The sequence below is a fragment of the Halalkalicoccus sp. CGA53 genome (assembly GCF_036429475.1).
In the GTDB taxonomy this organism is placed as follows: Archaea; Halobacteriota; Halobacteria; order Halobacteriales; family Halalkalicoccaceae; genus Natronorarus; species Natronorarus salvus.
Genome location: NZ_CP144125.1, coordinates 3,656,635 through 3,681,475 on the forward strand (window position 1 = coordinate 3,656,635; position 24,841 = coordinate 3,681,475).

The 24,841-nt window shown below is 65.8% G+C and carries 32 protein-coding genes and 1 tRNA gene; 13 read left to right on the forward strand and 20 right to left on the reverse strand.

Features of this window, described 5'->3' with window-relative positions:
* Positions 1–12 precede the first annotated feature (12 nt).
* On the reverse strand, positions 13–624 hold the full coding sequence (locus V2L32_RS20495; protein ID WP_331236646.1) for an MFS transporter: 612 nt from the start codon (positions 622–624) through the stop codon (positions 13–15).
* A gap of 55 nt (positions 625–679) precedes the next feature.
* Positions 680–1,297: an MFS transporter gene (locus V2L32_RS20500; protein WP_331234479.1), complete on the reverse strand. Its 618-nt coding sequence runs from the start codon at positions 1,295–1,297 to the stop codon at positions 680–682.
* A 191-nt stretch (positions 1,298–1,488) separates the two neighbouring features.
* Here V2L32_RS20500 and V2L32_RS20505 point away from each other — a divergent pair, with 191 nt between their 5' ends.
* A complete protein-coding gene (locus V2L32_RS20505) occupies positions 1,489–1,854 on the forward strand; it encodes a universal stress protein (RefSeq protein WP_331234480.1) in 366 nt (121 codons plus the stop codon).
* Positions 1,855–1,893: 39 nt separating this feature from the next.
* On the opposite strand, the gene V2L32_RS20510 is transcribed toward V2L32_RS20505, so the two are convergent.
* Positions 1,894–2,721, reverse strand: a complete 828-nt coding sequence (locus V2L32_RS20510) for a PspA/IM30 family protein (RefSeq protein WP_331234481.1) — start codon at positions 2,719–2,721, stop codon at positions 1,894–1,896.
* Positions 2,722–2,773: 52 nt separating this feature from the next.
* On the opposite strand from V2L32_RS20510, the gene V2L32_RS20515 reads away from it, so the two are divergent.
* Complete coding sequence (locus tag V2L32_RS20515) at positions 2,774–3,361, forward strand: alpha/beta hydrolase (RefSeq protein WP_331234482.1); 588 nt, start codon at positions 2,774–2,776, stop codon at positions 3,359–3,361.
* Here V2L32_RS20515 and V2L32_RS20520 read toward each other — a convergent pair whose 3' ends face one another.
* Positions 3,362–4,270 (reverse strand): NmrA/HSCARG family protein, encoded by a 909-nt coding sequence (locus tag V2L32_RS20520; protein WP_331234483.1) that lies wholly within the window; start codon positions 4,268–4,270, stop codon positions 3,362–3,364. It abuts the gene before it with no gap.
* A 313-nt stretch (positions 4,271–4,583) separates the two neighbouring features.
* Here V2L32_RS20520 and V2L32_RS20525 point away from each other — a divergent pair, with 313 nt between their 5' ends.
* The 3 genes from V2L32_RS20525 to V2L32_RS20535 are packed head-to-tail and all read left to right on the forward strand — an operon-like array spanning position 4,584 to position 7,467.
* Positions 4,584–6,227 (forward strand): CTP synthase, encoded by a 1,644-nt coding sequence (locus V2L32_RS20525; RefSeq protein ID WP_331234484.1) that lies wholly within the window; start codon positions 4,584–4,586, stop codon positions 6,225–6,227.
* A complete protein-coding gene (guaA, locus tag V2L32_RS20530; protein WP_331234486.1) occupies positions 6,227–7,144 on the forward strand; it encodes a glutamine-hydrolyzing GMP synthase in 918 nt (305 codons plus the stop codon). Before V2L32_RS20525 ends, guaA begins: the two co-directional genes overlap by 1 nt.
* Positions 7,141–7,467, forward strand: coding sequence for a DUF7126 family protein (locus tag V2L32_RS20535; protein WP_409348390.1), 327 nt, complete (start codon positions 7,141–7,143; stop codon positions 7,465–7,467). The genes guaA and V2L32_RS20535 overlap by 4 nt, the downstream gene beginning before the upstream one ends.
* A 131-nt stretch (positions 7,468–7,598) precedes the next feature.
* Here V2L32_RS20535 and V2L32_RS20540 read toward each other — a convergent pair whose 3' ends face one another.
* Positions 7,599–7,793: a cold-shock protein gene (locus V2L32_RS20540; RefSeq protein ID WP_331234489.1), complete on the reverse strand. Its 195-nt coding sequence runs from the start codon at positions 7,791–7,793 to the stop codon at positions 7,599–7,601.
* Between the two features lie 48 nt (positions 7,794–7,841).
* Positions 7,842–8,414 carry a small multi-drug export protein gene (locus V2L32_RS20545; protein WP_331234490.1) on the reverse strand — a complete coding sequence of 191 codons (573 nt, stop codon included), beginning with the start codon at positions 8,412–8,414 and terminating at the stop codon, positions 7,842–7,844.
* Positions 8,415–8,493: 79 nt separating this feature from the next.
* Between V2L32_RS20545 and V2L32_RS20550 the strand changes: the two genes are divergently transcribed.
* A complete protein-coding gene (locus tag V2L32_RS20550) occupies positions 8,494–8,811 on the forward strand; it encodes a cupin domain-containing protein (RefSeq protein ID WP_331234491.1) in 318 nt (105 codons plus the stop codon).
* 683 nt (positions 8,812–9,494) lie between these two features.
* Here the strand turns inward: V2L32_RS20550 and V2L32_RS20555 are convergent.
* A complete protein-coding gene (locus V2L32_RS20555) occupies positions 9,495–10,043 on the reverse strand; it encodes a MogA/MoaB family molybdenum cofactor biosynthesis protein (RefSeq protein WP_331234493.1) in 549 nt (182 codons plus the stop codon).
* 24 nt (positions 10,044–10,067) lie between these two features.
* Positions 10,068–10,667 (reverse strand): hypothetical protein, encoded by a 600-nt coding sequence (locus tag V2L32_RS20560; protein ID WP_331234494.1) that lies wholly within the window; start codon positions 10,665–10,667, stop codon positions 10,068–10,070.
* Positions 10,668–10,781: 114 nt separating this feature from the next.
* Between V2L32_RS20560 and V2L32_RS20565 the strand changes: the two genes are divergently transcribed.
* Positions 10,782–11,075: a hypothetical protein gene (locus V2L32_RS20565; protein WP_331234495.1), complete on the forward strand. Its 294-nt coding sequence runs from the start codon at positions 10,782–10,784 to the stop codon at positions 11,073–11,075.
* Between the two features lie 11 nt (positions 11,076–11,086).
* Here V2L32_RS20565 and V2L32_RS20570 read toward each other — a convergent pair whose 3' ends face one another.
* From V2L32_RS20570 to V2L32_RS20580, 3 genes are all read right to left on the reverse strand, one after another.
* A complete protein-coding gene (locus V2L32_RS20570) occupies positions 11,087–11,905 on the reverse strand; it encodes a hypothetical protein (protein ID WP_331234496.1) in 819 nt (272 codons plus the stop codon).
* 60 nt (positions 11,906–11,965) lie between these two features.
* Positions 11,966–12,310: a hypothetical protein gene (locus tag V2L32_RS20575; protein ID WP_331234497.1), complete on the reverse strand. Its 345-nt coding sequence runs from the start codon at positions 12,308–12,310 to the stop codon at positions 11,966–11,968.
* Positions 12,311–12,373: 63 nt separating this feature from the next.
* Entirely contained in the window at positions 12,374–12,868 is a 495-nt protein-coding gene (locus V2L32_RS20580) for a DUF367 family protein (protein ID WP_331234498.1), read from the reverse strand.
* 78 nt (positions 12,869–12,946) lie between these two features.
* Here V2L32_RS20580 and V2L32_RS20585 point away from each other — a divergent pair, with 78 nt between their 5' ends.
* Positions 12,947–13,276, forward strand: coding sequence for a nuclear transport factor 2 family protein (locus V2L32_RS20585; RefSeq protein WP_331234500.1), 330 nt, complete (start codon positions 12,947–12,949; stop codon positions 13,274–13,276).
* Here V2L32_RS20585 and V2L32_RS20590 read toward each other — a convergent pair.
* The 4 genes from V2L32_RS20590 to serS all read right to left on the reverse strand — a co-directional run bounded on the left by V2L32_RS20590 (position 13,264) and on the right by serS (position 17,201).
* Positions 13,264–13,815, reverse strand: coding sequence for a diadenylate cyclase (locus V2L32_RS20590; RefSeq protein ID WP_331234501.1), 552 nt, complete (start codon positions 13,813–13,815; stop codon positions 13,264–13,266). The genes V2L32_RS20585 and V2L32_RS20590 overlap by 13 nt on opposite strands.
* A gap of 32 nt (positions 13,816–13,847) precedes the next feature.
* Positions 13,848–14,993 (reverse strand): MFS transporter, encoded by a 1,146-nt coding sequence (locus tag V2L32_RS20595; RefSeq protein ID WP_331234502.1) that lies wholly within the window; start codon positions 14,991–14,993, stop codon positions 13,848–13,850.
* Positions 14,994–15,066: 73 nt separating this feature from the next.
* The gene (locus V2L32_RS20600; RefSeq protein ID WP_331234504.1) at positions 15,067–15,798 is read right to left on the reverse strand and encodes a hypothetical protein; all 732 of its coding nucleotides are present in this window, start codon (positions 15,796–15,798) and stop codon (positions 15,067–15,069) included.
* Positions 15,799–15,845: 47 nt separating this feature from the next.
* On the reverse strand, positions 15,846–17,201 hold the full coding sequence (gene serS / locus V2L32_RS20605) for a serine--tRNA ligase (protein WP_331234505.1): 1,356 nt from the start codon (positions 17,199–17,201) through the stop codon (positions 15,846–15,848).
* Between the two features lie 91 nt (positions 17,202–17,292).
* Here serS and V2L32_RS20610 point away from each other — a divergent pair, with 91 nt between their 5' ends.
* A complete protein-coding gene (locus V2L32_RS20610) occupies positions 17,293–18,198 on the forward strand; it encodes an MBL fold metallo-hydrolase (RefSeq protein ID WP_331234506.1) in 906 nt (301 codons plus the stop codon).
* A gap of 83 nt (positions 18,199–18,281) precedes the next feature.
* On the opposite strand, the gene V2L32_RS20615 is transcribed toward V2L32_RS20610, so the two are convergent.
* Positions 18,282–18,602, reverse strand: coding sequence for a DUF7344 domain-containing protein (locus V2L32_RS20615; protein WP_331234507.1), 321 nt, complete (start codon positions 18,600–18,602; stop codon positions 18,282–18,284).
* Positions 18,603–18,784: 182 nt separating this feature from the next.
* Here V2L32_RS20615 and V2L32_RS20620 point away from each other — a divergent pair, with 182 nt between their 5' ends.
* Positions 18,785–20,743 carry an AMP-dependent synthetase/ligase gene (locus V2L32_RS20620; protein ID WP_331234508.1) on the forward strand — a complete coding sequence of 653 codons (1,959 nt, stop codon included), beginning with the start codon at positions 18,785–18,787 and terminating at the stop codon, positions 20,741–20,743.
* Between the two features lie 68 nt (positions 20,744–20,811).
* A complete protein-coding gene (fer, locus tag V2L32_RS20625; RefSeq protein WP_331234509.1) occupies positions 20,812–21,456 on the forward strand; it encodes a ferredoxin Fer in 645 nt (214 codons plus the stop codon).
* Positions 21,457–21,626: 170 nt separating this feature from the next.
* Here the strand turns inward: fer and V2L32_RS20630 are convergent, their stop codons facing one another.
* On the reverse strand, positions 21,627–21,821 hold the full coding sequence (locus V2L32_RS20630) for a hypothetical protein (protein WP_331234510.1): 195 nt from the start codon (positions 21,819–21,821) through the stop codon (positions 21,627–21,629).
* 276 nt (positions 21,822–22,097) lie between these two features.
* A complete protein-coding gene (locus V2L32_RS20635; RefSeq protein WP_331234511.1) occupies positions 22,098–22,418 on the reverse strand; it encodes a hypothetical protein in 321 nt (106 codons plus the stop codon).
* Between the two features lie 107 nt (positions 22,419–22,525).
* Between V2L32_RS20635 and V2L32_RS20640 the strand changes: the two genes are divergently transcribed.
* Positions 22,526–23,470: a diacylglycerol/lipid kinase family protein gene (locus V2L32_RS20640; protein WP_331234512.1), complete on the forward strand. Its 945-nt coding sequence runs from the start codon at positions 22,526–22,528 to the stop codon at positions 23,468–23,470.
* 247 nt (positions 23,471–23,717) lie between these two features.
* On the opposite strand, the gene V2L32_RS20645 is transcribed toward V2L32_RS20640, so the two are convergent.
* Positions 23,718–23,789, reverse strand: a tRNA-His gene (locus V2L32_RS20645).
* Between the two features lie 106 nt (positions 23,790–23,895).
* On the opposite strand from V2L32_RS20645, the gene V2L32_RS20650 reads away from it, so the two are divergent.
* A complete protein-coding gene (locus V2L32_RS20650; RefSeq protein ID WP_331234513.1) occupies positions 23,896–24,351 on the forward strand; it encodes a DUF5814 domain-containing protein in 456 nt (151 codons plus the stop codon).
* A 25-nt stretch (positions 24,352–24,376) separates the two neighbouring features.
* Here V2L32_RS20650 and V2L32_RS20655 read toward each other — a convergent pair whose 3' ends face one another.
* The gene (locus V2L32_RS20655) at positions 24,377–24,787 is read right to left on the reverse strand and encodes a CopG family transcriptional regulator (protein WP_331234514.1); all 411 of its coding nucleotides are present in this window, start codon (positions 24,785–24,787) and stop codon (positions 24,377–24,379) included.
* Between the last annotated feature and the right edge of the window lie 54 nt (positions 24,788–24,841).

Consider the following 24,841-nt stretch of genomic DNA (forward strand, 5'->3'; position numbering starts at 1 on the left):
CGGTGATCGTCCTCACGTTCGGTCGGCGATGGAGTACAGCCCACCGGAGAGAAGGATCCCGATCGCTGCGAGACCGAGGTAGACGACGAACCCGGTGGCGTATCCCGTCGCCCCCTGTACGTCGACGACGAGTCCGAGCAGTGGTGGAACGACGAACCCACTGAACGCACCGAGCCCACCGACCAGTCCCGAGGCTCCACCGACCGCTTCGGGGACGTACATCGGGAGGAGTTGAAACACCGCCGCAGTAGTCACACCGATCCCGATAGCTAACAGTACCATCGCGACGACCGCGACCGTGAGATCTCGCGTGAGGATCATCAGTGTCGCCCCGACGCCGACGGTAACGAAGCTCACGATCGCGGTCCGCTCCCCGCCGAGCCGATCGCTCAGCACACCACCGGGGATCCGGACGAACGTCGCGAGAAGGATGAATCCTACTGCGGTCAAGATACCCGCCGTTCGGGTCTCGATCTCGTGGAGCGAGACCCAGTAGGAGGGGAGCCAGACGGTCAGTGCGAGGAAGCCGCCGAAGGAGGTGAAGTACAGGCCGACGAGCGCCCAGGTCCGGCGTAGCGATGCGGCCTGCGCGATCGAATCGACGGTATCCCCGCTCGGAAACAGCTCCTAGCCCAACTCCTCGGCTCGCTCTCTCGCTCGGGTTGGGCTCGACCCTTGCTTACGAAGCTGAAAATAGTACGGTGACCGCGATGACCGCGTAGATGACCGTCCCGACGACGAGAAACGCCAGCCACACCAGATACGTAGTCGTGAGGCCCAGCGCGGCGAGCGCGATCGAGATGAGAATCGTGAAGATGCCGGGCGAACTGTTTCCGAGCCCGGCATAGATCGCGAGCGCCGTCCCCTGTTTCTCCGACGGATACCAGTATGACGTCTGTGCGTTGCCGACCGCGAACGCACCGATACCACACCCGCTCAGGGCTCCGAACAGGAAGATGACCGGGTAGAGCCGAATCGTCAGCCCGTCTGGGTAGAAGAACAGGAGGATCCCCGAGAGCCCCGTCATGCCGACGACCGACAGGCCGAGAAGGATCAGGAACGGCTTCCTCGCACCGACGTCGTCGGCCCACGCGCCGAAGGGGATCCGCAGTAGCGAGCCGATCAGATTCGGAGCGCCGACCAACAGCCCCAACAGAATACCGGACAGCCCCATCGCCTGTTCGAACTTGCTCGCAGCCGGCCCGTAGACGACGACATCGGCGAACCCGATGAAGAACCCGAACGTCGCGCCGGCGAGTCCCCGGGAGGGAGAGCCTCGAACGGCAGTGTCACTCATCCGCTGCCCTCAATTCTATCGATGTAAAAGACCTCTGGAGTAGGCTACCGACTTCGAGAGTAGAGAGAGGACAGAGTATGGCACACGCGCTATATATTACAGGCACGCGATCCGTGAGAGTGTGGGGATGGATAACAGTGGGAGGGTCACGGATAGCAGTAGTAGCCACTAGAGTGACAGGGTATAGGTTCGTGATTCGGGTATGGACCAACGGATACTCGTCCCGTTCGACGGATCGGATCCAGCTGAGATCGCACTCGGTCGAGCCCTCGAGGAACATCCCCGAAGCGGAGCTCACGATCCTGCACGTACTCGACTCGAGCGGGCTCTCACACGGCGGTGTCGAAGGCGGTGCGGCCGAGGCGGGCGTCTCGGCGCGAATCGCGATCGAAGTGGGGCAGCCGAGCGACGTCATCGTCGAGTACGCCGAGGAGGAAGGGATCGACCACATCGTCATGGGCAGCCACGGTCGCTCCGGGCTGTCGAAGATCGTCGTCGGCAGCGTCGCCGAGAGCGTGATCCGGGACTCGCAGGCCAGCGTCACGATCGCCAGGTGAGCGCCGGGGTGTTCGGCGAGTCGAGGAGACGTCCCCCGATCAGCTCTGTTCGTCCTTGAGCTCCTCGAGTTCGGAGTCGATCTCGTTCGAGGAGAGCTCCTCCTCGACGTCCACCTCGTCGTCGAGTTCGACCGCCGGTTCGTCGTCGGTTTCCGACTCATCACCGCCACCCTTGCCGAGTTCACCCTTCAGCGTCTCGAGTTCGGCCTCGACCTCGCTGGAGGTGCGTCCGGCCGAGAGCTCGCGGTCGATCGAGTCCTCGTCCGAGAGCGCGTCCTCGAACGCGCCGGTCTCTTGGAGCTCGTCCATCGCGGCCGAGCGCGCTTCCATCTCCTCGGTCTCGGCCTCGGCGCGCTCGATCGCACGGCCCACGTCGGCCATCTCGTCACCCACGCCGCTCATCGCCTCGGAGACGCGCGTGCTCGCCTCCGCGGCCTCGTACTGCGCCTTCATCGTCTCCTTCTTCGTCCGGAACTCCTCGATCCGGTTCTGGAGCTTGTCCTTCTGCTCGACGAGCTGGTCCTGTTTCCCCTGGAGGTCCTCGATCTGGGCACCCAGCTCCTCGATCTGGTTCATCTTCGCCTTCTTCTTCTCGAGCGCCTGTCGGGCGAGGTCCTCCCTGTCTTGACGCACCGCCTCGCGGGCCTGCTCGTTGTGCTTCTCGACGTTCTCCTCCAGCCGGCGTTTCTGCATCTCGAGGCGCTTTTTCTGCGTGGTCAGATCGGCGATACCCTGTTTCACGTCCTGTAGTTCGTCGCGCATCTGCTCGTAGGAGTAATCGAGCGTCTCGCGGGGGTCTTCCGCCCGATTGAGGATCGAGTTGATCTTCGAGCGGATGACGTAGGACGCACGCGAGAGTATTCCCATGGCACGTACTTTGACACCACGAACTTAAAAGTACCACTGCTGAACGCTCCGTATGGGTAGACGGCTCAGGCTCCCGGGAGAGCGCGACGTCCGGGCGACGCTCGACGGTAGCGAGGAGAGCGACCGAATCGTCGTCGCCTGTCCGCCACACCCCCAGCACGGAGGGGGCCGGTCGGATCCCCGGTTGCGTGCGGTAAGCGATGCGCTCGGAGAACGGGGGATAGCGTCCCTCCGGATCGACTACGGCGACTGGGACCGCGGCCGCGGCGAGCGCGAGGACGCCGAGTGCGCGCTCGGCTGGGCCGCCGATCGGTTCGTCTCCACGGGGATTTTCGGCTACAGTTTCGGGGCCAGCGTCGCCCTCTGTGCGGCGGCCGAGGTCGAGCGAGCGCTCTCCGGCGTGAGCGCGCTCGCGCCCGCTCCGGAGATCGAGACGCTCGACGCCCTCTCCGCTATCGGACGGATCGACGCCCCGGTGCAGGTGCTCTACGGGCCGAGGGATCGGACCGTCGATTCACGACCGATCGCGGAGGCGGTGCGCCAGCGGGGTGGAGTCGTCGAAGCGCTCGACGCGGATCACTTCTTCGTCGGGAAGAACGAAGGGATCGGCGATCGGGTCGCGTGCTTTTTCGCGCCCTGATCACTCCATCGCCTTCACCCAGCCCGGGACCGAGGCCATCCCTTCCTTTCGCTCCCAGCCGTTCTCCCGGAGGTACTCGGGGAGCGTCGTGAACTCGAAGCCGAACGTCTCCGAGAGCGACTCGATCTCCGCGCTGTAGCCGACCTCGTTGAACCACTCGCACATCACCGTGAACTCCTCGCCGAAACTCTCGTAGGCCTCCTCGATCGGGACGTGGTACGCCTCCACCTCGGTCCCGGTGGTCTCCGAAAGCACCGCGGCGGTCTCCTCGAGGGTGCGCTCGTCGCCCGCCAGTTCGTAGCGTTCGCCGACGAACTCCTCGGGGTGCTCGAACGCGACCGCCGCCGCTCGCCCCACGTCGTCGCTGTCGACCATCTGGAGCGAGACGCCTTCGTCTAAGGGAAGGCCGAGCGTCCCGCTCTGGATATCCTCCGCGAACGCTTCGAGGTTCTGGAAGAAGAACACCGGCTGGAGCACCGTCATCGGGAGTTCGAGGTTCCGTGCGTGCTGTTCGATCTCCCAGGCGGAGTCGAAGTGCGGGATGCCGGTCTCCTCCTCGTGGCTCCCGACCCCGCTGAAGACGAACTGCTCGACCCCTTCGGCCTTCGCCGCCTCCGCGATGTTCTTACCCTGTCTCACCTGCCGGTCGTAGCCCTCCGTCCAGAAGTTGGTGACCGCGAACACCGCGTCCACCTCGGTGACGGCCGGTCTGAGCGTCTTCAGGTCGTTCAGGTCGCCCTCGACCATCTGCACGCCTCGCCCCTCGAGGTCGCGTGCCCGGTCACCGGTCGCGTCCCGGGTTAGGCCGTACACCTCGAACTCGACGTCGGAGGCGAGCAGGTGTTCTGCGACTGCCCCGCCCTGGTTGCCGGTCGCGCCGGTGACGAGGACGCTCTCTACGTCGGTCATGCGTGCTCCCCTCCCGTTCTCGTGTTCTCCATCGTGCGTACGGTCGGCTCTCGGATTGGACGTGCTGTCGGTATCATCGCGTTACCTGATTCGGCCCGGAACCACATAACCGCTCGGCGGCAGGAGGGTAACGAGGTGACGCGGGTGTTACCCGGAGAGCACCGGGTACGGCCCGATCGATTCCTGTGTGCGGACGACCTTCGGATGGGAGGCAAGCGGGGTCACGACGGGTCGGATCGCACGTCTTTCAGGGACGATCGAGAGGAAACGCCGCTCCCGAAATCGTTTTGCCCTTCCTTCGCAGACGCTTTCTATGCCGACTGACGCCACGGGTTACGACCCGACGCTGGGGAGGAAGTTCATTTTCGTCACCGGGGGCGTGATGAGTGGGCTCGGAAAGGGGATCACTGCCGCGAGCACCGGCCGACTGCTCAAATCCGCCGGCTTCGACGTGACGGCGGTGAAGATCGACCCCTACCTGAACGTCGACGCGGGGACGATGAACCCCTATCAGCACGGGGAGGTCTACGTGTTGAAAGACGGCGGCGAGGTCGACCTTGACCTCGGGAACTACGAGCGGTTTCTCGACGAGGACATGACGTTCGATCACAACGTCACGACCGGGAAGCTCTACCGCCACGTCATCGAGAAGGAGCGTGCCGGCGATTATCTGGGAAAGACCGTCCAGATCATCCCGCACATCACCGACGACATCAAGCGAAGGGTGCGAGAGGCCGCCGAGGGGACCGACGTCTGTATCGTCGAGGTCGGGGGGACGGTGGGTGACATCGAGGGGATGCCGTACCTCGAGGCACTCAGACAGTTCGCCCACGAGGAAGACGACGAGGACATCCTCTTCACGCACGTGACGCTCGTTCCGTACTCGAAGAACGGCGAGCAGAAGACGAAGCCGACCCAGCACTCGGTGAAGGAACTGCGTTCGATCGGTCTCCAGCCGGACGTGGTGGTCGGGCGCTGTGAGGTGGCCCTCGAACCGGAGACGAAGGAGAAGATCGCGCTGTTCTGTGACGTTCCGACCGAGGCGGTGTTCTCGAACCCGGACGTCGAGGACGTCTACCACGTCCCGCTCGTCGTCGAGGAGGAGGGCCTGGCGGAGTACGTGATGGAGGAACTCACACTCGCCGACGAGGCGCTCTCCGAACCCGAACGCGACGACGAGTGGCGCAGACTCGTCACCGCCGAACGCACGGACGAGGTCGAGATCGCGCTCGTGGGTAAATACGCGCTGGAGGACGCCTACATGTCGATCCACGAGGCGCTCAAACACGCCGGACTGGAGCGGGGCGTCGACGTGAACGTGCTCTGGGTCGACGCCGACGAGATGGCGGACGACCACGAACAGCGCCTGCGACAGGCCGACGGCGTGGTCGTCCCCGGCGGGTTCGGTTCCAGAGGGACGGAGGGCAAGATCGAGTCGGTCCGCTACGCTCGGAGGAACGGCGTCCCGTTCCTGGGCCTCTGTCTCGGCTTTCAGTTAGCCGTCGTCGACTACGCGCGGGACGTCCTCGACCTGGCGGGGGCGAACTCCACCGAACTCGATTCGAAGACGCCACACCCGGTCATCGACATCCTTCCCGAGCAGTACGAGGTCGAGGAGATGGGTGGAACGATGCGACTCGGCGCACAGGAGACGGAGATCGAGGAGGGGACGCTCGCCCACCGGGTGTACGGGGAGACCTCGTGTACCGAACGGCATCGCCACCGGTACGAGGTGAACCCGGAGTACATCGCCCGGCTCGAAGACGGCGGGCTTACGTTCTCCGGGCGGGCAGGAAACCGCATGGAGATCCTCGAACTGGACGACCACCCCTACTTCTTCGGGACGCAGTTCCACCCCGAGTTCCGGTCGCGACCGACGCGAGCCAGCCCGCCTTTCGTCGCCTTCCTCGACGCGGTGCTCGAGACAAGAGAGACCGAGGCCGAGGTGCACGCCTGATGGTCGATCCCGACACCTTCGTTCCCGAGGCCGTCTCGGAGATCGACTCGGAGGTCGGCGACGCGCGCGCGGTGATCGCGCTCTCGGGGGGTGTCGACTCCTCGACTGCGGCCGCGCTCGCCCACGAGGCGATCGGCGACCGGCTGATCCCGGTCTACGTCGACACCGGACTGATGCGCAAGGGCGAGACAGAGGGGATTCGAGAGACGTTCTCGTTCATGGAGTCACTGCGGATTGTCGACGCGAGAGAGCGGTTTCTCGACGCGCTCTCCGGCGTGACTGACCCCGAGGAGAAACGCCGGATCATCGGCGAGGAGTTCATCCACGTCTTCGAGGAGGAGGCGCGCGAGGTCGGCGCGAGGTACTTGGTACAGGGGACGATCTACCCCGACCGGATCGAGTCCGAAGGCGGGATCAAGTCGCATCACAACGTCGGCGGGCTCCCCGAGGTGATCGACTTCGATGGGATCGTCGAGCCGGTCAGAGAGCTCTACAAGGACGAGGTGCGCGAGGTCGCCCGCGCGCTCGGGTTGGAAGAGGTCGTCGCGGAACGGATGCCGTTTCCGGGTCCGGGGCTCGCGGTGCGCGTGATCGGCGAGATCACCGAGGAGAAACTCGAGGTGGCACGCGAGGCGAGTCACGTCGTCGAGGAGGAGTTAGAGGAGTACGAGCCGTGGCAGGCGCTCGCGGCGGTGATCGGGAAGGCCACCGGGGTGAAAGGCGACAACCGGGTCCACGGCTGGGTCGTCTCGGTGCGGGCGGTCGAGAGCCGCGACGGCATGACCGCTCGGGCTCTGGAGATCGACTGGGGAACGCTCCAGCGGATCCAGAGCCGGATCACGGGCGAGAACGACCGCGTCTCGCGCGTCGTCTACGACGTCACACACAAGCCCCCCGCGACCATCGAGTACGAGTGATGAACGTCGTACTCATCGGCGAGGACGAGGAGCTGCTCTCCGCGCTCGAGGCGGAAGGCGCGAGTGTACAACGGATCGAGGGCGTCGCGAGCGGGCAGGCGCTCACGGAGGCTGGAATCGAGGGTGCGGACCTCCTCGTCCTGACGGACGTGGCGGAGGCGACGGCGATCCCGGTCGCCCGGGAGCTGAACGGGGCGGTGAGGATCGCGGTCTACGCGGAGGACACGCTGCCGGAGTTCGCCCAGCCGCTCGCGGATATCGCGGTCGACCCAAACCTGCTCTCTCCCGACGTGGTCGCCGAGGAACTGGTCGGAAACGGCTGATCGGATCGGGACTCTCGGACGTCTCCTCGACACACGTGGCAACCCCGGAGCAGTCGCTCGGTTCTCTCGGCCGCTGGACGCCGCTCTCGCTCGCCGCCCGATAAATGAAGAACCGTTCGTTCGTATCGCCCTTACAGGCGCTGGAGGTTCGTCGCGCGCGGGCCCTTCGGGGCCTGCTCGATGTCGAACTCCACTTCCTGTCCTTCCTCTAAGTCCGGGCCGCCCACGTCTTCCATGTGGAAGAAGACGTCCTCGTCCGCGTCCTCAGTTTCGATGAAGCCGTAACCGCCGGTGTCGTTGAAGAAATCGACCGTACCTTTCGCCATTACGACCCTACAGTCGACGTCCGTACGTATAACGCTTCCGAGAGCGGATCAGGGCGAGAATCCGGCGAGCGAGAGCCCGTAGACCGTCGCGAGCGTGATGATCGCCGTCCAGAGGGCGAGGCTCGCCCCCATCCAGATCGCGACGGGTCGCGCCCGCCCACCCAGTGCGAGCGCGACCACCGTCGCGAGGTGGACGCCGGTGAGGATCGGACCGGCGAGCGCGAGCCCCGGCAGGCCGTACGAGCGGAAGAGCCCCTCAGCGCGCTGGCGCCGTTTCGACGGCTCGTTCTCACCGTCGTCGGTGCTCTGCTCTCCCTCCCCGCGCCAGGCCCGCCACCGACCCCTCAGACCGTCGTACCCGAGGATTATCCCCCAGACGGGGAGGACGTTTCCGACGAGCGCGACGGCGGCGACGAGCACGGGGTCGAGGCCCGCCGCGACCGCCGGCGGGATCACGAGCAGGATCTCGAGCCAGGGCGTCGCCGCGGCGAGGAAAACCAGGAAGTACGCGAGGAGGCCGCCCCCGGCGAACGTCTCGGATCCGACTGAGGGGAGCGAGACGAGTACGAGCGACGGGAGCGCCCAGAGCGGGAGGGCAACGCTTCGGCCCGTAGCAGTCATCATCCGGTGTACGCCACGAGGTGGGATGAACGGCTCGGAACCGGGGCAGGTTTTTGTGGGTCGGGAGAGGATCCCCGGTATGAGCCTCGACAGATATCCCGACCTCGACCCCGGAGAGGGCGAGGTCGTCTCCGAGGAACTGGTCGTCGACGACGACGTGCTCGTGAAGGCGTTCGCGATCGGACCCGGCGGCGAACTCTCGACGCACGTCCACGAGGGCGAGACGAACGTCTTCCACGTCCTCTCGGGGACCGTGACGGTGCTCCAGGGCGACAACGAAGAGGAGGTCGCGGCACCGGGGGTCGTCCTCCACGAGAAGGGCGCACCCCACGGCGCGCGCAACGACACCGACGAGGTCGTCGTCTTCACCGCGAGTCTCTGTCCGTTACCGGGCTGATCGGACCGAGCGAGCTGTTCCGGCTCGGTGCTACCACCGGCCATGGACGTCGACCCGATCGAGTGGCACGTCTTCGGTCCGGAGTCGGTCGTTCTTCGGACCTTCCTCGGTTGCTTCTTCGTCTGGACGTTCGGGAGCGCGCTCGCGTATCTGACCTCCGTCGGCCTCGGTTCGGTCGACGCGGTCGGCTGGCTCCCGGTCGTGATCGCGACGCTCTCCGCGACGGCACTCGTGGGGGCGACGCTCGTCCTCCGCGAGACACCGAAGGAGCTCGACGGACCGGCGAGATCGCTCCTCAGGCCGAGGCCCGAAGAGGGCTGGCAGTATATCGTCGTCGGAGCGATCGCGATCGCGCCGACACAGCTCGTGCTCTACTCGCTGATCGGCTTCGACCTTCCCCTCTGGAACCCGGCGTTCGGCGGGGTCTACACGACGGCGATGCTCGGGTCGATTCCCGTCGTCGCCCTCCTCTCAGGCGACGGCCGCTACGATCCGGAGACCGGCCGCGTGACGTACAACGGCGGCCGTATCGATCTCGATCGGGCGCGCCGTCTCCGACCGAGCCGGCTCGGCCCAGTCGTCTATCCGGTCACGGCTCAAGGGCGAGGCCGATCGGGATCGTGCGAGCGTCCTCATCCCGCACCGGGTCTACCGGGCGATCGCCGAGGACGAGCGGCTGTAGCTCAGTCCCGGCCCGCGAGCCCCGCGAGGTGGGCGACCTCCGGTGCGATCAGCTCCTCGGCGCCGAGGCGTGCGGCGTTCTCACTGCCCGGCAGGCAGAACACCGGCGTGGAGCCGACGATTCCCGCCGTAGCGCGGGTGGCAACGACGCGCGTGCCGACCTCCTCGTACGAGAGCGTCCGAAACAGCTCCCCGAATCCCGGTAACTCCTTCTCGAAGAGCGCCTCGATCGCCTCGATCGTCACATCGTCGGGCGTCACCCCGGTACCACCCGTGGTGACGACCGCGTCCGTCTCGGGAGCCCTCACCGCCCCCTCGACGGTCTCGGCGATCGCCGCCGCGTCGTCCGGGACAACTGCCCGTTCGGCGGTCTCGATCCCCGACTCGCCCAGGATCGACTCGATCGCGTCGCCCGCGGTGTCCTCGTCGAGGTCGCGAGAGGAGGAGATCGTGTAGATCGCGACCGAGACGCCGTCGAGGTCGTGGTCGTGATGGTCGTGATCGTGGTGTTCCTCGTGCTCTCCGTGTCCGTGACCGTGTTCGTTCGCCATACCCCGGGTTCGGTCGTCGAGCCCCTAAAGCCCTCCCTGGCGATCCGGTTCGGTCCGGACCCGGGCACCGATCGCGAGCCAGCCGAGACCGTAGAGGACCGGAGGGCCGCCCGCGACCGCACCCTCGACGTCGAATCCAGAAACCGTCGAGGCGAGCGTGATCCCGGCGAGACCCGCGAGGAGCAGCCCGAGCGGGAGCGCGAGGACGAACAGGATCGATCCGGTGCGGGAGGCGACTCCCGCCCGGAGGAAGGAGACGCCCACTACGGCCGAGCCGACGAACACCAGCAGGTAGCCGAGCGTGACGGCGACGAAGACGAGGTCGCTCTCGCTCCCGGTCGCCGCGCTGGCGACGGTTCCGAGGACGAATATCGCGGTCCCGACGATGGCGATCCAGAGGCCGATCCGTCCCCGGAGGCCGTACTCGTGGCGGTAGGGCCGGTGCAGCGAGACGAGCGCTGCCAGACCCGCAAGCCCGCAGAGCGCCCAGAACGCGTCGATCGCTCGCCAGCCGATCGCGTCCGAGATCGGCGTGCCCGCGAACCAGACCAGACCGAGCAGTACCCACGCCGTCCCGGCGATCAGTCCGAGCCTCCCCGTCACCTCGCCACCCTCTCGTCGCATACGCTCGAAGCGGAGTCGAAGGGTCCTAAACGTTGATATCCACCCGCGATCCGGGGTCCCCGGCCGAGCGCGAGAGAGAAAGCTAGTTACCGCCGGAGGTCCGACTCACGTCCGATGAGCGACGAGGAGGGTGAACGGACGGACGGGGGGCGAACCTACCGTCCGGGGATCGACGACCCGTACGTCCGCGAGCAGCAGATCGACCCCGGCGAGCGCGAGTTCGATACCCGTGGGTGGGTGCTCGTCGCGACCATCCTCCTCGCATTCGTCGTCGCACCGGTCGCGATCTACCTCCTCCCGCACCTCGTCGCCGACAACCTCTCGTATCTCGTCGCGCTGATCGTCTTCCCGCTGCTCCCGGCGGTGTTGCTGGGTGTCGTCGCGGTCTGGGCGACCGTCCGGCCCTAGTTGATCAGAAATTAGTCCGGATTACTTTCAGGAATCATTTGTCGTCGTCTCATATCGTACCAGCTGTCTAATTCTCGTGAGACGAGTGCAGTTGAACCGACTGTCGTCGCGGTACCGACACCGGGTCCGAAAGCGAGACTGGTCGAAGAGCCTATTGCGGTTCCAATAAGTACAGCTAGACTGAAACGAATAGCCTTCTTACGTTCCTCAGAGATATCATCAGAAATTTCGCCCTTGGCTACTGCTGCCACAAGTATGAGATCAGCGATTAATAATATGCACTGACTGAATTTCTCCCGAGATGAACCGCACGAGCTCGTTTTTTGTAAATAAATTGATGGGGGAGTAGAAGTAAACTCTCTCTCAGGTTCAGGCAATGACCTGTTGTCACGTTTGAACGTGCCGGAATGAAAACCGTTGGTTTTCGACGGAAGGGAAAAGTGCTTTCTGTTAATTTCTCCCACAGAATTCGCTATTGTGGCTGATTCCTCTAACGCACGGGAAAATTCTGGATTGTTCGCTATTCTCTCGATTGCCAAATTGTGCTGTCGTGATCGTCTATCTATTAACTCTAAAGTCGACTCAGAAATAGTTTGATGTCTAGAATGGAGAGATTCAAGAGCAGGTTGAACCTTAAGATGATGCCGATAGGAAATATTATCCAACGCAGTCTGTATCTGGTTTGACTGCGCTTGAGCAAGGTCGTCAAGCGACTGCTCAAGTTTTTTGTGTTGGTTTTCCCGAGCGAACACCGCTTCGGAAAAGGCAGGAGAATTATAGATACTGGCTATTTTTTCCTCTAGCTCAACGAAGCCTGTGGAGGAGGACATTCAGTTGAATATAGCAGCCAAAGAGTAAAAGCATTTTTTCTGTCTGCATATAAATACCTCTCAAAGGTTGTTTTCGCAGTTCACGACGCTCTCGACCCCCTCTGGAGCTCGAAGCGCCACGTCGTGCGTCGTGTGACGCGCGTGCGTCTCGGCCCAGCGGCGCGCCGGGCGTTCGCGCAGAAACGCCTCGCGGTCGGGACACTGTCTGCAGATCGCCTGCCACGGCGTCACGTCGTCCGGGAAGTGACCGGTGTGTCGCTGGTGGTCGAGCGCGAACTGTTCGAGCGCCGCGTTCCCGGCACAGAGCTCTCCCAGTTCGTACTCGAGTTCCCACACCCGGTCACAGCGCGAACAACGAGCCGTCGGAACGTCCTCGATCTCCCCCGGACGCGTGTGTTCGTCCACGGGCCACGTATCCGGCCGAGCCTTTTCAATGAGAGGGTACGGTCGGGGAACGGTATTCGATAGCTACCGATCCAGATACTCGCCCTGGACAGCGACGACCTCGGTCGAGTCGGCACAGTCAGCGTAGCGACGGAGCGGTTCCTCGTTCAGTTCGAGGAAGGTGTGGCCCCACCGGAACTTCGAGAGCAGCTCCTCGCCGTGCTCGCGCTCGCCGAGGATACAGAGCGCCGCCGAGAGTGCCTCGACCGTGGTGAGTTCGAACGGCCGGCCGTAGTTCACAGGGTTCCCGGCGACGAGGAACGGGAGCGCGCGGTGGACTCCGGGGAGGGAGAAGAGCGCCTCGCCCGCTGACTCCCACGAGCAGTCGAGCGCGACGAGGCGGTCGCTCTCCGCCCGGTCCGCTGGCGAGAGTGCACGCTCGGCGTGCGGGTTGAGCACGATCCCGTACGGCGTCGCCCGATCGGAGCGATGGAGCGTCGCGAGGTCGAACCGTGCGAGCTTTCGGGCCGTGCACTTCTCGGGGTCGTCATCGCCCTCGTAGCGGACGTGTACCTCCACGGTCGGGTGAGGTGGCGAGGGGAAAAAAGCGACGCGACCGGGCGGTACGCTCTTTCTCTCGCGCACCGTCGTCCGACCATGACCGATCGGGAGCCCCTCGTCCGGGCGTACTACCGGGCGCTCGACGACCACCGCTACGACGAGCTACGGGAGCTCCTCTCCCCGGAGTTCGGCCAACAGCGCCCGGACCGGTGTTTCGAGAGCCGCGGAGCGTTCGTCCGGTTCATGCGCGAAGAGCGCCCGCTCACCGACACGACCCACGAGGTCATCGGCTGCTACACGGGCGAACCGGGTATCGCGATCCGGGGGCGGCTGCTCGATTCCGAGGGAGAGGAGCTGTTCGAGTTCGTCGACGTCTTCTCGATATCCGATGGACTGATCGACGGACTGGTGACTTACACCGACTGATCGTCCTCGGAGCGCCAGCGGGCGGCGATCCGCTCGCGTTCGACGGACTCGAATCCACCGTCGCGAAAGAGCGTCACCCGGCCCGTCTCCTGGCTGAGCGTGAGCGTCGCGACGACGGAGTCCCGTCGGGAGGTGTCGAGCGCGCTCATGTGCCGCGAGCCCATCCAGTCGGCGTACTCGGTACCGGGTTCCGGTCGATCGCGGAACCTGACCATCCGCTCCTGAACGACGCCGTCGACGCTCAACACGACCGCACCGTCCCGGGTCAGTGCGACCTCGGAGAGGGTGGTGTAGAACGTATCGAGGTCGGAGAGCGGCACCGTTGACTCCTCGACCGGCCAGCGGTATCGGGCGGCGTGATTCGCGATCCGTCGCCCGGAGACGACCGCCAGGTAGGCGCCGGGTCCCTTCACGTGCGGATCGTCGTGGGCGCCGAAGTCGAGGCTCAGCCCCTCGAGACAGTACTGGACGGCGTCGATCAGCTCCCTGACACCCCCGTGTCGCTCGTACTCGATCGAGAGGCCGTCCGAGTGGGTCATCGGTCGCGCTACGTCCTTCTCCCCTAAACCCGTTACTCGGGGCCTGCGAGCCAGAGCCAGGCGACGACGAGCGTGACCAGTCCCAGGAGGACGACCGGGACCCCCATCGCGACCGCGATCGACTCGCGTTCGGCGACCAGTCCCACAATCGGCGGGACGACCGCGATGCCGACGTAGGTCGCCGCGGTCGAGACGGCGCTCGCGGGGCCGCTGTACTCGGGGACGGCGTCGACGCCGACGGCCGAGAGCGTCGGAAAGAGCCCGGAGACGAACAGCCCGAGGACGAACACCGAGAGGAGCAGGGTACCCCCCTCGGCGACGACGAACGCGAGGTAGCTCGCGGGGACAGCGAGCGTCGAGATCACCAGCAAGAGCGGACGGTAGGCGACCCGATCCGCGAGCGTCGTGTAGGCGATACGGCCCGGGATGTAGGCGAGCAGATACGCCGAGAGCGCGAGCGCGGCGGTGGCCGGTGGGAGCGAGGTACTGGCGTAGTAGGGAAGCCAGGTGAAGACCGTCCCTTCGATCCCGCCGACACAGAGCAGGGCGAGGCTCATCCCGAGGATCGATCGCTTCCGGAGCAGGTCGGGTACAGCGGAGAGCGAGAGCGGTCGCTCGTTGCGAACGCTCTCGGGCACCGAGAGCCCGCGCAGGAGGACCAACACCGGGAGGAAACCGAGTGCGACGAGCGCGAAGACGACCTGCCAGTCGGCACGGGGGAGCACCAGCGCCACCAGCGCCGGGCCGGAAACCGCACCGAGCGCCCACGCGAGCGAGTGGAGGTTGAAGACGCTCCCCCGGCGATCCGGATACAGGTGGCTGAGGAGCACCCGGTCGAGCCCCCGGAACACCCCGAGTGCCGCGCCGTGGACGAACAGGAGGAGGAGGAACGGCCAGTAGGAGGGTGCGACGGCCATCGCTCCCAGGAACAGCGCGGCGCAGGCGACGCCGCCGACGAGCGCGCGCCTGATCGGGACCCGTCCGGCGACCATCCCCACGGCGAGGACGGCGACCAGGAAGCCGACCGTTCCGGCGGGCGCGACGAGTCCGAGCGCGCCCTCGGAGACCGAAAACGCCTCGGCGATGCTCGGGAGGAGCGCGCCGCGGATCTGCAGGCTCATCGCGTCGACGGCGACGAAGACGAGGACGGCGAGCGTCCAGCGCGTCCGGTTCTCCATTCGTCGGCCGTTCACACCGGATGGCTAAAGAACGCCGTTTCGACGCCGGTTTCGCCGGCTTCGGTTCGGGTGGTCAGTCCCAGCGTCGGTCCCACGCACAGGGTTCGATCTCGGCCACCCCCTGCGAGACGAACAGCTCGTCCCCGTCGACGGCGACGACCCCATCGCCGTACGAGTCGCTGACCCTGAACTCGAAACACTCCTCGCCACGGTCGTCGGTCTCCGCACAGAGGTCGTACTCGCCGAACGCGTCGGTCGCCTCGACCTCCCGCTCCTCACTGGAATCGAGCGAGAGCGTCTCGTCGAGGATCCGACCCTCGTCACCTTCCAACGAAACCGTCACCTCGTGTGCCCGTTCGTCGTGGTTCTCGACGGTGATCGTCCGCGGCTCGGGTAGCCGGATCTCGTCGACTTCGTTCAGTTCGAGGATCCACCCGGGCGCGTCGGCGTCGGCCCACGACTCGTACGGCTGCTCGTCGACTACGACGTACGCGGTTTCGGTGTCGATCGCCTCGACGAGTTCCGGTCGGTCCTCGTTCTCGTATCCACCGTCTACCGCCTCGTCGACCTCGTCCTGTAGCTCGTCGGGGAGCCACTCGTAGCGGATCTCCGTGAGGTGACACCGTTCGTAGTCGCCGTCCGGCGGTTCGGTTTCGGTCGGGGTTTCGGTCGGTGTCTGCGTCTCCGTCGGGATTTCAGTCGGAGCGTCAGCGGTCGTCTCGTCTCCGCCACCGGGGTCCGGGTCCTCCAGACATCCCGCGATCGGGACGCTCGCGAGGGCCGCGAGGAAAGCACGTCTCTTCACGATTGGACCTTCCTCCCGAGTGATAAGTGCTTTCGGTGGTCTCTTCCCTACTCCCGTTTTCCTGCCCCGACCGCGCTCTCGCCGACCGGTTCGTGGCCCTCTAGGACCTCCTGCCCACCCATGTACGGTCTGAGCGCCTCGGGGATCGTCACCGTTCCATCCGGGTTCTGGTAGTACTCGAGCAACGCGACCATCACCCTCGGAAGCGCGGTCCCCGAGGCGTTGAGCGTGTGGAGGTACTCCGCCGACTCGTGGCGCTCCGGTCTGTACCTGAGTCCCGCACGTCGGGCCTGGAACTCCTCGAAATTCGACGCCGAGGAGACCTCGAGCCAGCGACCGCCCACGTCGGGGCCGTCGTCCATCTCGTCGGCGGGCCCCCAGACCTCGATGTCGTACTTCTTCGCCTGCGAGAATCCCATGTCGCCGGTGCACATCTCGATCACCCTGTAGGGTAACCCGAGCCGACGGAGCACCTCCTCGGCCTCCTCGACGAGTCCCTCCAGCCGGCCGTAGCTCTCTCCGGGCTCGACGAAGTTCACGAGTTCGACTTTGTCGAACTGGTGCACCCGGACGATTCCCCGCGTCTCGGTGCCGTGTTCGCCCGCCTCTCGCCGGAAGTTCGGCGTGTACGCCTGATGTTTGATCGGGAGGTCCTCGCGCAGGAGGATGTCGTCTCTGTACATGTTGGTGACCGGGACTTCCGCGGTGGGGATGAGCCAGCGGTCCTCGCCCTCGACCGTGTAGGAGTCCTCGGCGAACTTCGGGAGCTGACCCGTCCCGGTCATCGAGTCACTGTTGACGAGGATCGGCGGCGAGACGTCGGTGTAGCCCTGTTCCCTGTGGACCGAGAGCATGAACTGGATCAGCGCGTGTTCGAGGCGCGCGCCGTCGCCTTTCAGGAAGTAGAAGCCGCTCCCGGTGACCTTCGCCGCGCGGGCCTCGTCGATGATCTCTAACTCCTCGCCGAGGTCGTAGTGTGGGACGACGGGATCGGGAAGCACTCGCGTCTCCTCGAACCCCCAGCGGCGCACCTCGACGTTGTCCGACTCGTCCTCGCCCACGGGTGCATCCTCGTAGGGGACGTTCGGGAGCGTGAGCATCCGCTCGTCCAGTTCGGCTTCGAGGTCGTCGGCACGCTCTTCGATCCGGTCGATCTCGGCTTTCAGCTCGCTCGAGCGCTCGATCGCCTCCTCGGCCTCCTCGTCCTCCCCGGCCTGCTTCAGCTCCCCGATCGTCCGGCTCACCTCGTTACGCTTTCGACGGAGGTCGTCGCCCTCCGCCTTGAGTTCGCGCCACTCCTCGTCGGTGGCCAGTAACGAATCGAGGTCCACGTCGACACCCTTCACGTCGAGCGCCCAGCGGACCCGATCGGTCTCCTCGCGGAGGGTCGTCCTGTCGAGCATGTCCTCGCTTTTCTGGCTAGCCGGAAAGCCGTATCGCTCCCATCCCTGCCGCCGTGCGAATCGTTTTGGCGCTGGGCCGTCGCCGTAGCACATGGCCGCAGGCGACCTCTTTCCCGTCGCGGGACACGACGCGTACCACTACGTCGAGACCGGGATGTACGACGTTCTCGAATATGGCTCGGTCTACCTCATAGACGCCGAGCGCCCCGCGATCGTCGACACCGGCATCGGGACGAACGTCGAGTACATCCTCGACGCGCTCGACGAACTCGACATCGCCCTCTCCGACGTCGGCGTGATCGCCCCGACGCACGTCCACCTCGATCACGCCGGCGGCGCGGGCTTCCTCGCAGAGGCCTGCCCGAACGCCGAGGTCTACGTCCACGAGATCGGTGCCTCGCACCTCGTCGACCCCTCGCGGCTCGTCGAGGGGACCAAACGAGCCGTTCAGGACGAGTGGCAGTTCTACGTCGAACCGGAGCCGGTACCGGAAGAGCGGATCACCCCGATCTCCGACGGCGACGCGATCGACCTGGGCGACCGCGCGCTCGAGGTACACCACGCACCCGGCCACGCCCCCCACCAGGTGATCTACTTCGACCCGGACGCGCGGGCGGTGTTCTCGGGCGACGCCGCCGGCATCTGGATCCCCGAACTCGGTCGCGTTCACGAGACCTCTCCCCCGCCGAACTTCGACCTAGAGGGCTGTCTCGCGGACGTCGAGACGATCGAGGCGCTCTCACCCGAGACGATCTGTTTCGGGCACTTCGGCCCCGTGGAGACCGACAGCGTGCTGGCCAAGTACGCCGAAGTGCTCACCGACTGGGTCGACCGTGTCGAGCGCAAGCGGACGGAACTCGGGGACGACGAGGCGGTGATCGAGCACTTCGTCTCGGAGAACGACGTCGAGGAGGCCTGGGGCGAGCGAAAGGCACGTGCCGAGACGGCGATGAACGTCCGGGGCGTGCTCGTCTACCTCGACGGCCGGACCCAGTGATACGGGCTTCTGTAGCTGGGTACCGCTCGGACCGAGAGGCGGGTACCGTCCGAGCGGTACGGACGGACAGCAGTCCGTACGAGTCAGCGAGGATCGAGATCGAACTCGATCTCGACCGGCGAGCCGAGCCAGTGGACCTCGCCGAGCGCGCTGTCGTACTCGATCAGCCCCGCCGCCTCCAGTTTCGGGAGGTGGACGTGCGCGATCGAGATGGCGAGGCTCTCGCGGTCGGCGGACGGCTCGGCCGCGGCGACGACGTCGACGAGCGCATCGAAGTCGACCGGCCGCCCCGACTGACACGAGAGGTGTGCGAGCAGGCGGAGTCGACGCCGGTCGCTCAGCAGGTCGAAGATCGGCGGGAACTCCTCGTCCGGGCCCGTCGTCCGAATTCGTATCTCTGACATGCGACTCGGATCGGGGGAGGACGACCGACGACAAAACACCCGGGGACCTTTCGACCCTGATGCCACGAGATGCGGTCGGTTTCAGCCGCTTTCGTCCGTTGCAGCGCCGAAACGGTCTCAACTACCCGTCCGATCTGTCCAGTTGACGCCACGTTTATCACGATTCCTCGTCTGTTGACGCTATGGGTTGGCAGGAGGCGGAACGCGAGTACACCGACGAGGTACTGGGTGAGGGCACCCTCGCCGAGCTGTTCGAGGAGGCGGCGGCGCGTCACCTCGACCGCCCGGCGCAGGCGTACAAGGGCGGGGTCTACGACCGCTCGATGACCGATTCGGTGCTCCCGGCGGCGGGCGACGGGGAGTTCCTCACGCTCGGCTACCGGGAGCTACGTTCGATCGTGAGACACCTCGCGGCGGGCTTTCGCGACCTCGGTGTCGAGTCGGGTACGCGAGTCGGGATCTTCGCCGACACCCGCATGGAGTGGGCGCAGACCGACCTCGCGCTGCTCGCCGCGGGCGGGGTGGTTACGACCGTCTACCGGGGCTCCTCACCCCGACAGGTTCGCCACCTCCTCTCCGATCCGGGGGCGGAGGGCGTCGTCGTCGAGGACGCCGAGGCGCTCGAGACGGTGCTCTCGGTCGAAGACGACCTCGACCTGGAGTGGATCGCCGTCATCGACCGGATCGAGGGCTACGAGGACAGAGAGGACGTCCTCACGCTCGCGGACGTCCACGACCGCGGCGTCGAGACGTTCGACGAGGAACGGTATGAGGACTGGCTCGACGAGCGCGACCCCGAGGACCTCGCGACGCTCATCTACACCTCCGGGACGACCGGACAGCCCAAAGGTGTGATGCTCAGCCACGGGAACATCCGGTCGAACGTCTCGCAGGCGAGGAGGCGCTTCGGACCCCGACCCGACAAGGGCGACCTCCCGGTGATCGACGAGAACACCCGCACCGTCTCCTTCCTCCCGCTCGCACACGTCTTCGAGCGGATGGCCGGCCACTTCCTCATGTTCGCGAGCGGGGCGTGTGTCGCCTACGCCGAGAGCCCCGACACGCTCAGAGAGGACTTCCAGGCGATCCGGCCGACGACGGGGACGAGCGTCCCGCGGGTCTACGAGAAGATCTACGACGCGATCCGTGCACAGGCGAGCGAGAGCGGGCCGAAACAGCGGATCTTCGAGTGGGCGGTCGAGGTCGGCCGGGCGCACCACGAGGCCGACTCGCCGGGCGCGAGCCTCCGCGCGAAACAGGCGCTCGCGGACCGACTCGTCTTCGCCACGGTCCGCGATGCGCTGGGCGGGGAGATCGAGTTCCTCATCAGCGGCGGCGGCAGCCTCTCGGCGGACCTCTGTGCGCTCTACCACGGCATGGGGCTGCCGATCCTGGAGGGCTACGGCCTGACCGAGACTTCGCCGGTGATCTCGGTGAACCCGCCGGAGGAGCCGAAAGTCGGTACGATCGGCCCGCCCGTCGTCGACTGCGAGGTGCGCGTCGACGATGGCGTGGTCAGCGAGGAGTTCGCCGAGCTGGAGGGAGAGGTCGGCGAGTTACTCGTCCGCGGGCCGAACGTGACGGAGGGCTACTGGAACCTCCCGGAGGAGACGGAGGAGGCGTTCTCGGACGGGTGGTTCCGCACGGGCGATGTCGTCCAGCTACGGCCCGACGGCTACATCACGTTCCTCGAACGGGCGAAACAGATCATGGTACTCTCGACGGGCAAGAACGTCGCACCGGGGCCGATCGAGGACGCCTTCGCCGACAGTGAGGTAGTCGAACAGGCGATGGTGCTCGGCGACGGCCAGAAGTTCGTCTCAGCACTGCTCGTCCCGAACGTCGAGGGACTGGGCGAGTGGGCCGAACGCGAGGGGGTCGACCTGTCCGGGGGATCGACGGAGATCGCCCGCGACGACCGGGTGAGAGAGCGACTCCAGGAGGAGGTCGACCGGGTGAACGAGCGCTTCGAACAGTACGAGCAGATCAAGCGGTTCCGCGTCGTCGGCGAGGAGTTCACCGAGGAGAACGAGCTGCTGACGCCGACGATGAAGAAGAAACGCCGGAAGATCCTCGACCGGTTCGCCGACGACATCGAGGTCATCTACGAGTCCCCGGGTTCGACCCCGGCGGAGGACTGACGCGGCCGGCCATCGCAATTTCCGTCGCGTGGGTGGCGTTTATCCCTCCGACAGCCCTAGGGCGACCGATGCGGTCCCCGTTCGAGGTCCTGCAGGTAGCGCCGGAGGCGGACGAGGAGGAGATCAACCGTGCCTATCGCGAGCGGGTGAAGGAGACCCACCCGGACCAGGGCGGGTCGATCGAGGAGTTCCTGCTCGTCACCGCCGCCTACGAGGAGCTCCAGTCGGGAACGAGCGGGGAGTGGAGCGAGGGCTGGCGGGCCGAGAACGGCACCCGCCCGGAGCGCTCGGCGAAGCACGTCGAGTACATCGACTACGAGGTCCTCGACGACCACGGGTGGGAGGTCGACGACGAGGCACTGTTCGAGAGGGCGGCCGACGCGGACCTCGATCCGGCCGACTACGGCGAGCTCTCCGTCGAACCGAACGAGACGTTGCTCGAGGCGGCCGAGCGTCACGGCTTCACCTGGCCCTACTCCTGTCGTGGCGGGGCGTGTGCGAACTGTGCGATCTACCTCCGCGAGGGCGAGATGGAGATGCCCGTCGACCACATCCTCACCGACGGGATCATGGAGCGCGGCTTCCGGCTGTCGTGTCAGGCCCGGCCGGCGATCGACGGGATGCAGGTCGTCTACAACGTGAAGAACCGCCCCGAGCTCGACGACCTGCTGCTCCCGCCCGGTCCGTTCGAGCGCGCGCGATTCGACGACTGATACGGACTGCCGTAGGCTGTACCGCTCGGACCGGTACCCACCGCTCGGTCCGATCGGTAGCCAGTTACAGCAGTCCGTCTGAGACGATCGGCGGGCCCGGGGTTCGGCGATCCGGTCCGTCATACTGGCCCTCGCGAGGCCGACGAACGAGAGCCCGCTCGCGAGCAGGTTCACCCGACGAGGAGGCCGAGAGTCCACGCGGCGGTGCCCGGCCAGCCGAGCCAGAGCAGTCCGCCGAGGACCACCCCGAGCGCGGCGATCGCGACGGTCCCCACCGCGACGAGCACCGCACCCGTCACGGTGAGCCACCGCCCGCCCGGAAGCGCTTCTCCGATCTCCTCTGGAACGACAGTTTCGGTACTCATGATCTCTCCCGGAACGGACGCGCCCCGCGAGCGCGAGTGTTTTTCAGTACCGTCTGTCGATAGAGGTTCCCGTGAGAACGGCCGAAGCCGTCCCGTAGAGGGACAGTCGTTCGATATCCCGATGTCGGCGGAACACCTTGTCAGCCCCCACGGCATCAGAGGTCTGGTGGAGACTGCTCAGTCGAGGAGGGAGGGACGACGTCTCCCGAGTGGATCCCACGAAAACTCTCGTATCGGCGTAAAGTTGGGGAGAGAAGAGCACCGAGTGGCTGCGTCTCAGTGGACGTTCTCCTCGATGTCGCGGACCGAGCGGATCCTCGTCACGTCCTCGACCGTTCCGATCGGCTCCCAGCCCCGGGCGCCGTCGCGACAGACACAGCGTTCGAGCGTCAGCGGCTCCCATTCGCCGTTCGCGTACGTGCTGTGGAGCTTGTACCGGATCGGGTCGTGGTCCTCGGTGCGGATCTCGATCTCGATCGACTCCCCCGGCTGGTACGCCACCGGGTTCGCCCTCCCCGAGACGGTTCGTTCGCCCGACCTCGCTCTGACGATATCGTTCTCTTCGACGTTGGTGACGGAGTGAGGGAGTCGGGCCATCGTGGGGATAGTAGGTCGTCCGAGGATAAATCCATATCGTTGATCCAACGTATCCGGACGGCCTCACGGACACAACGGTCTTGCGCCGGGGACCGTACAGAGTCCGTATGGAGGGGCGTCGAGAGACCGACGTGCGAGCGCCGGGCGAGCACGACCGCGTCGTCGTGCTCAACCCGGTGAGCGGGTCGGCGAATCACGGAGAGCGAGTGTACGACCTCGCTCGGCAGTTCGGGTACGAGGTCCGCGAGACGTCGCCGGAGCGGTCGGGGTTCGACGTCGCGACGGACGCGATCCAGGCGGGTGCGAGCGCGGTCGTCGCCGCGGGCGGTGACGGCACGCTCAACGAGGTCGTCGCCGCGCTCTACGAAGCCGACGCGCTCGCCGACGTGGAGTTCGGCGTGATCCCCGCCGGCACCGGGAACAACTTCGCGAAGAACGTCGGGATCGAGGGGATCGAGGAGGCGTTCACCGTGCTCGACCGCGGCGAGCGGCGGACGATCGACCTGGGGATCGCGAACGGTCGCCCCTTTCTCAACTCGTGTGTCTGTGGGCTCACCGCGGACGCCAGCGCGAAGACGACCTCCGAGGAGAAACGACGCCTCGGCGTCCTCGCGTACGTCATAGAGACCCTCCGCGGGACGGCGGGGTTCACCCCAGTCGACCTGCATATCGACGCCGCGGACGGGGCCGAGTCGTGGGCCGGCCCCGCGTACGTCGTCCTCGTCGGCAACGCCCGTGGGTTTCCGTCGCTCGGTGGCGCGCAGGCCGACGTGGAGGACGGCCTCCTCGACGTCACGGTGGTGGAGGCGATCCCCCCGAGCGAGGCGGTCGCGAACCTGCTCTCGCGCCCGTCGGTCGCGCTCGATCGGCTCCAGACCAGCCGGATGAAGACCTCGCGGCTCACGGTGGAGGTCACGGATCAGGAGGCGATCACGTTCAGCCTCGACGGGGAGGTGGTCTCCGAGACGCGGGTCGGGATAGAAGTGGTTCCGCGAGCGCTCACCCTCCCGGTCGGGGAGGGCTACGATCCCGATCCGGAGACCAGATCGTAACCGTGCTCACGGATCCGGGTGTGAGAATCGAACCACGATCGTTTCGTTCGCTTCGCTCACTTCACTCTCTGATCCGATTCTTCCCGTCGGATTCTCGCCGCTCGCGACCGTGCTCGCGGCGAAGAAGTCCGGGTGCGAGAATCGAACCGGAGCCAGACGGTCGGCCTCACTCCGTTCGGCCGCTGCGACTGGCAGGGTTCGATCCTCTGTGGACACCTGCGGCTCGCGTATTTGCTCGCCGCAGGAGGTCCGGGTGCGAGAATCGAACCCGCGTCTCAGCCTCCACAAGGCTGAAGGATGACCACTACCCCAACCCGGACGCGCTGAGTACTCACCCTTACTCGGTGATCGCCTGAAATACGTTACGACTTTCGGACTCTCGAACGGAGAGACTTATTCGCGCGAAGCCTCTACCGTGCCCACGCGTGGCGATCACCGACAAGATCTACGTCAAGAACCACCGCCAGCTCGCCTCCCAGCTGGAGACCTCGATCCCGAAGAGCGCGTTCTCTGGGGCGACGCTGGACGTACTCTTCCAGGGCGAGGGCCTGGAGAAGCTCGACGAGGCGAGCCGGGAGCGGGTGCTCGACTTCGCGACCGACTTCCTCAACTGCGACTGCGACTCGAACCCCTACTGCGGCTGTCCCGAGCGGAAGTTCGTCTCTTACCTGCTCGACCTGCGTGCGAGCGGGCTCGGCCCCGAGGCGATCGTCGACGTGATGACCGACGACTACATGGTCTACGCGTATCCCGGCGACGTCCTCTCGTTTCTCGACGACTCGGTGCGCACGCTCGAGGCGGTCGAGTCGCTCGCCGCGGTCGACGGGAACGGGGAGATGGAGCGTCGTGCGGCGACGAGAAAGCGCGAACTCTCGCGGTAGCTGCGACGGTTCGATAGCGAACCGATCAGCCGAGCTGGAACGTGTCCTCGGTCTTTCCGTTCTCCCGGTCGACGTCCTCCAAGTGAACGACGTCCTCGTCGTCCTCGTCCTCCATCCGGCTCCGGAGGTGGGTGATGTAGCGTTTGTGTTCGTCGAGCTGCTCGCGCAGGTGTTCGGTCTCGAGTTCGAGGCGCTCGTGTTCTCTGAGGAAGCTCTTAGGTACCTCGACCTTCGGCGGGAACGACTCGGTGTCGCTCTCGGTCGCGAGTTCGTGCTCCGGGACCACCCGGACCTGACCGTCGTGGGCAACGAGCAGGTCGACGTAGTTCCGGAAGACCGCCGACAGCGAGATGTCGCGCTCTTCGGCGATCTCGCGCAGCGTCTCGAAGGCGTCCTCGTTGACGCGGAACGAGATCGTCTTGTTCTTGTTGCCCATCGTCGACACATCACTCCCGAACGTATTTAATGGTTCGTCAGACGGCCGTCGTGG

Excerpts from the sequence above, each read along its gene's own strand:
- serS (WP_331234505.1), bottom strand. The coding sequence starts at position 17,201 with ATGCTCGACAGGACGACCCTCCGCGAGGAGACCGATCGGGTCCGCTGG.
- V2L32_RS20595 (WP_331234502.1), bottom strand. The coding sequence starts at position 14,993 with ATGGAGAACCGGACGCGCTGGACGCTCGCCGTCCTCGTCTTCGTCGCC.
- fer (WP_331234509.1), top strand. The coding sequence starts at position 20,812 with ATGCGGTCCCCGTTCGAGGTCCTGCAGGTAGCGCCGGAGGCGGACGAG.
- V2L32_RS20635 (WP_331234511.1), bottom strand. The coding sequence starts at position 22,418 with ATGGCCCGACTCCCTCACTCCGTCACCAACGTCGAAGAGAACGATATC.
- guaA (WP_331234486.1), top strand. The coding sequence starts at position 6,227 with ATGGTCGATCCCGACACCTTCGTTCCCGAGGCCGTCTCGGAGATCGAC.
- V2L32_RS20515 (WP_331234482.1), top strand. The coding sequence starts at position 2,774 with ATGGGTAGACGGCTCAGGCTCCCGGGAGAGCGCGACGTCCGGGCGACG.
- V2L32_RS20590 (WP_331234501.1), bottom strand. The coding sequence starts at position 13,815 with ATGACCCACTCGGACGGCCTCTCGATCGAGTACGAGCGACACGGGGGT.
- V2L32_RS20585 (WP_331234500.1), top strand. The coding sequence starts at position 12,947 with ATGACCGATCGGGAGCCCCTCGTCCGGGCGTACTACCGGGCGCTCGAC.
- V2L32_RS20655 (WP_331234514.1), bottom strand. The coding sequence starts at position 24,787 with ATGGGCAACAAGAACAAGACGATCTCGTTCCGCGTCAACGAGGACGCC.
- V2L32_RS20570 (WP_331234496.1), bottom strand. The coding sequence starts at position 11,905 with ATGTCCTCCTCCACAGGCTTCGTTGAGCTAGAGGAAAAAATAGCCAGT.
- V2L32_RS20565 (WP_331234495.1), top strand. The coding sequence starts at position 10,782 with ATGAGCGACGAGGAGGGTGAACGGACGGACGGGGGGCGAACCTACCGT.
- V2L32_RS20510 (WP_331234481.1), bottom strand. The coding sequence starts at position 2,721 with ATGGGAATACTCTCGCGTGCGTCCTACGTCATCCGCTCGAAGATCAAC.
- V2L32_RS20630 (WP_331234510.1), bottom strand. The coding sequence starts at position 21,821 with ATGAGTACCGAAACTGTCGTTCCAGAGGAGATCGGAGAAGCGCTTCCG.
- V2L32_RS20520 (WP_331234483.1), bottom strand. The coding sequence starts at position 4,270 with ATGACCGACGTAGAGAGCGTCCTCGTCACCGGCGCGACCGGCAACCAG.
- V2L32_RS20555 (WP_331234493.1), bottom strand. The coding sequence starts at position 10,043 with ATGGCGAACGAACACGGTCACGGACACGGAGAGCACGAGGAACACCAC.
- V2L32_RS20550 (WP_331234491.1), top strand. The coding sequence starts at position 8,494 with ATGAGCCTCGACAGATATCCCGACCTCGACCCCGGAGAGGGCGAGGTC.
- V2L32_RS20610 (WP_331234506.1), top strand. The coding sequence starts at position 17,293 with ATGGCCGCAGGCGACCTCTTTCCCGTCGCGGGACACGACGCGTACCAC.
- V2L32_RS20615 (WP_331234507.1), bottom strand. The coding sequence starts at position 18,602 with ATGTCAGAGATACGAATTCGGACGACGGGCCCGGACGAGGAGTTCCCG.
- V2L32_RS20500 (WP_331234479.1), bottom strand. The coding sequence starts at position 1,297 with ATGAGTGACACTGCCGTTCGAGGCTCTCCCTCCCGGGGACTCGCCGGC.
- V2L32_RS20525 (WP_331234484.1), top strand. The coding sequence starts at position 4,584 with ATGCCGACTGACGCCACGGGTTACGACCCGACGCTGGGGAGGAAGTTC.
- V2L32_RS20620 (WP_331234508.1), top strand. The coding sequence starts at position 18,785 with ATGGGTTGGCAGGAGGCGGAACGCGAGTACACCGACGAGGTACTGGGT.
- V2L32_RS20640 (WP_331234512.1), top strand. The coding sequence starts at position 22,526 with ATGGAGGGGCGTCGAGAGACCGACGTGCGAGCGCCGGGCGAGCACGAC.
- V2L32_RS20560 (WP_331234494.1), bottom strand. The coding sequence starts at position 10,667 with ATGCGACGAGAGGGTGGCGAGGTGACGGGGAGGCTCGGACTGATCGCC.
- V2L32_RS20540 (WP_331234489.1), bottom strand. The coding sequence starts at position 7,793 with ATGGCGAAAGGTACGGTCGATTTCTTCAACGACACCGGCGGTTACGGC.
- V2L32_RS20545 (WP_331234490.1), bottom strand. The coding sequence starts at position 8,414 with ATGACTGCTACGGGCCGAAGCGTTGCCCTCCCGCTCTGGGCGCTCCCG.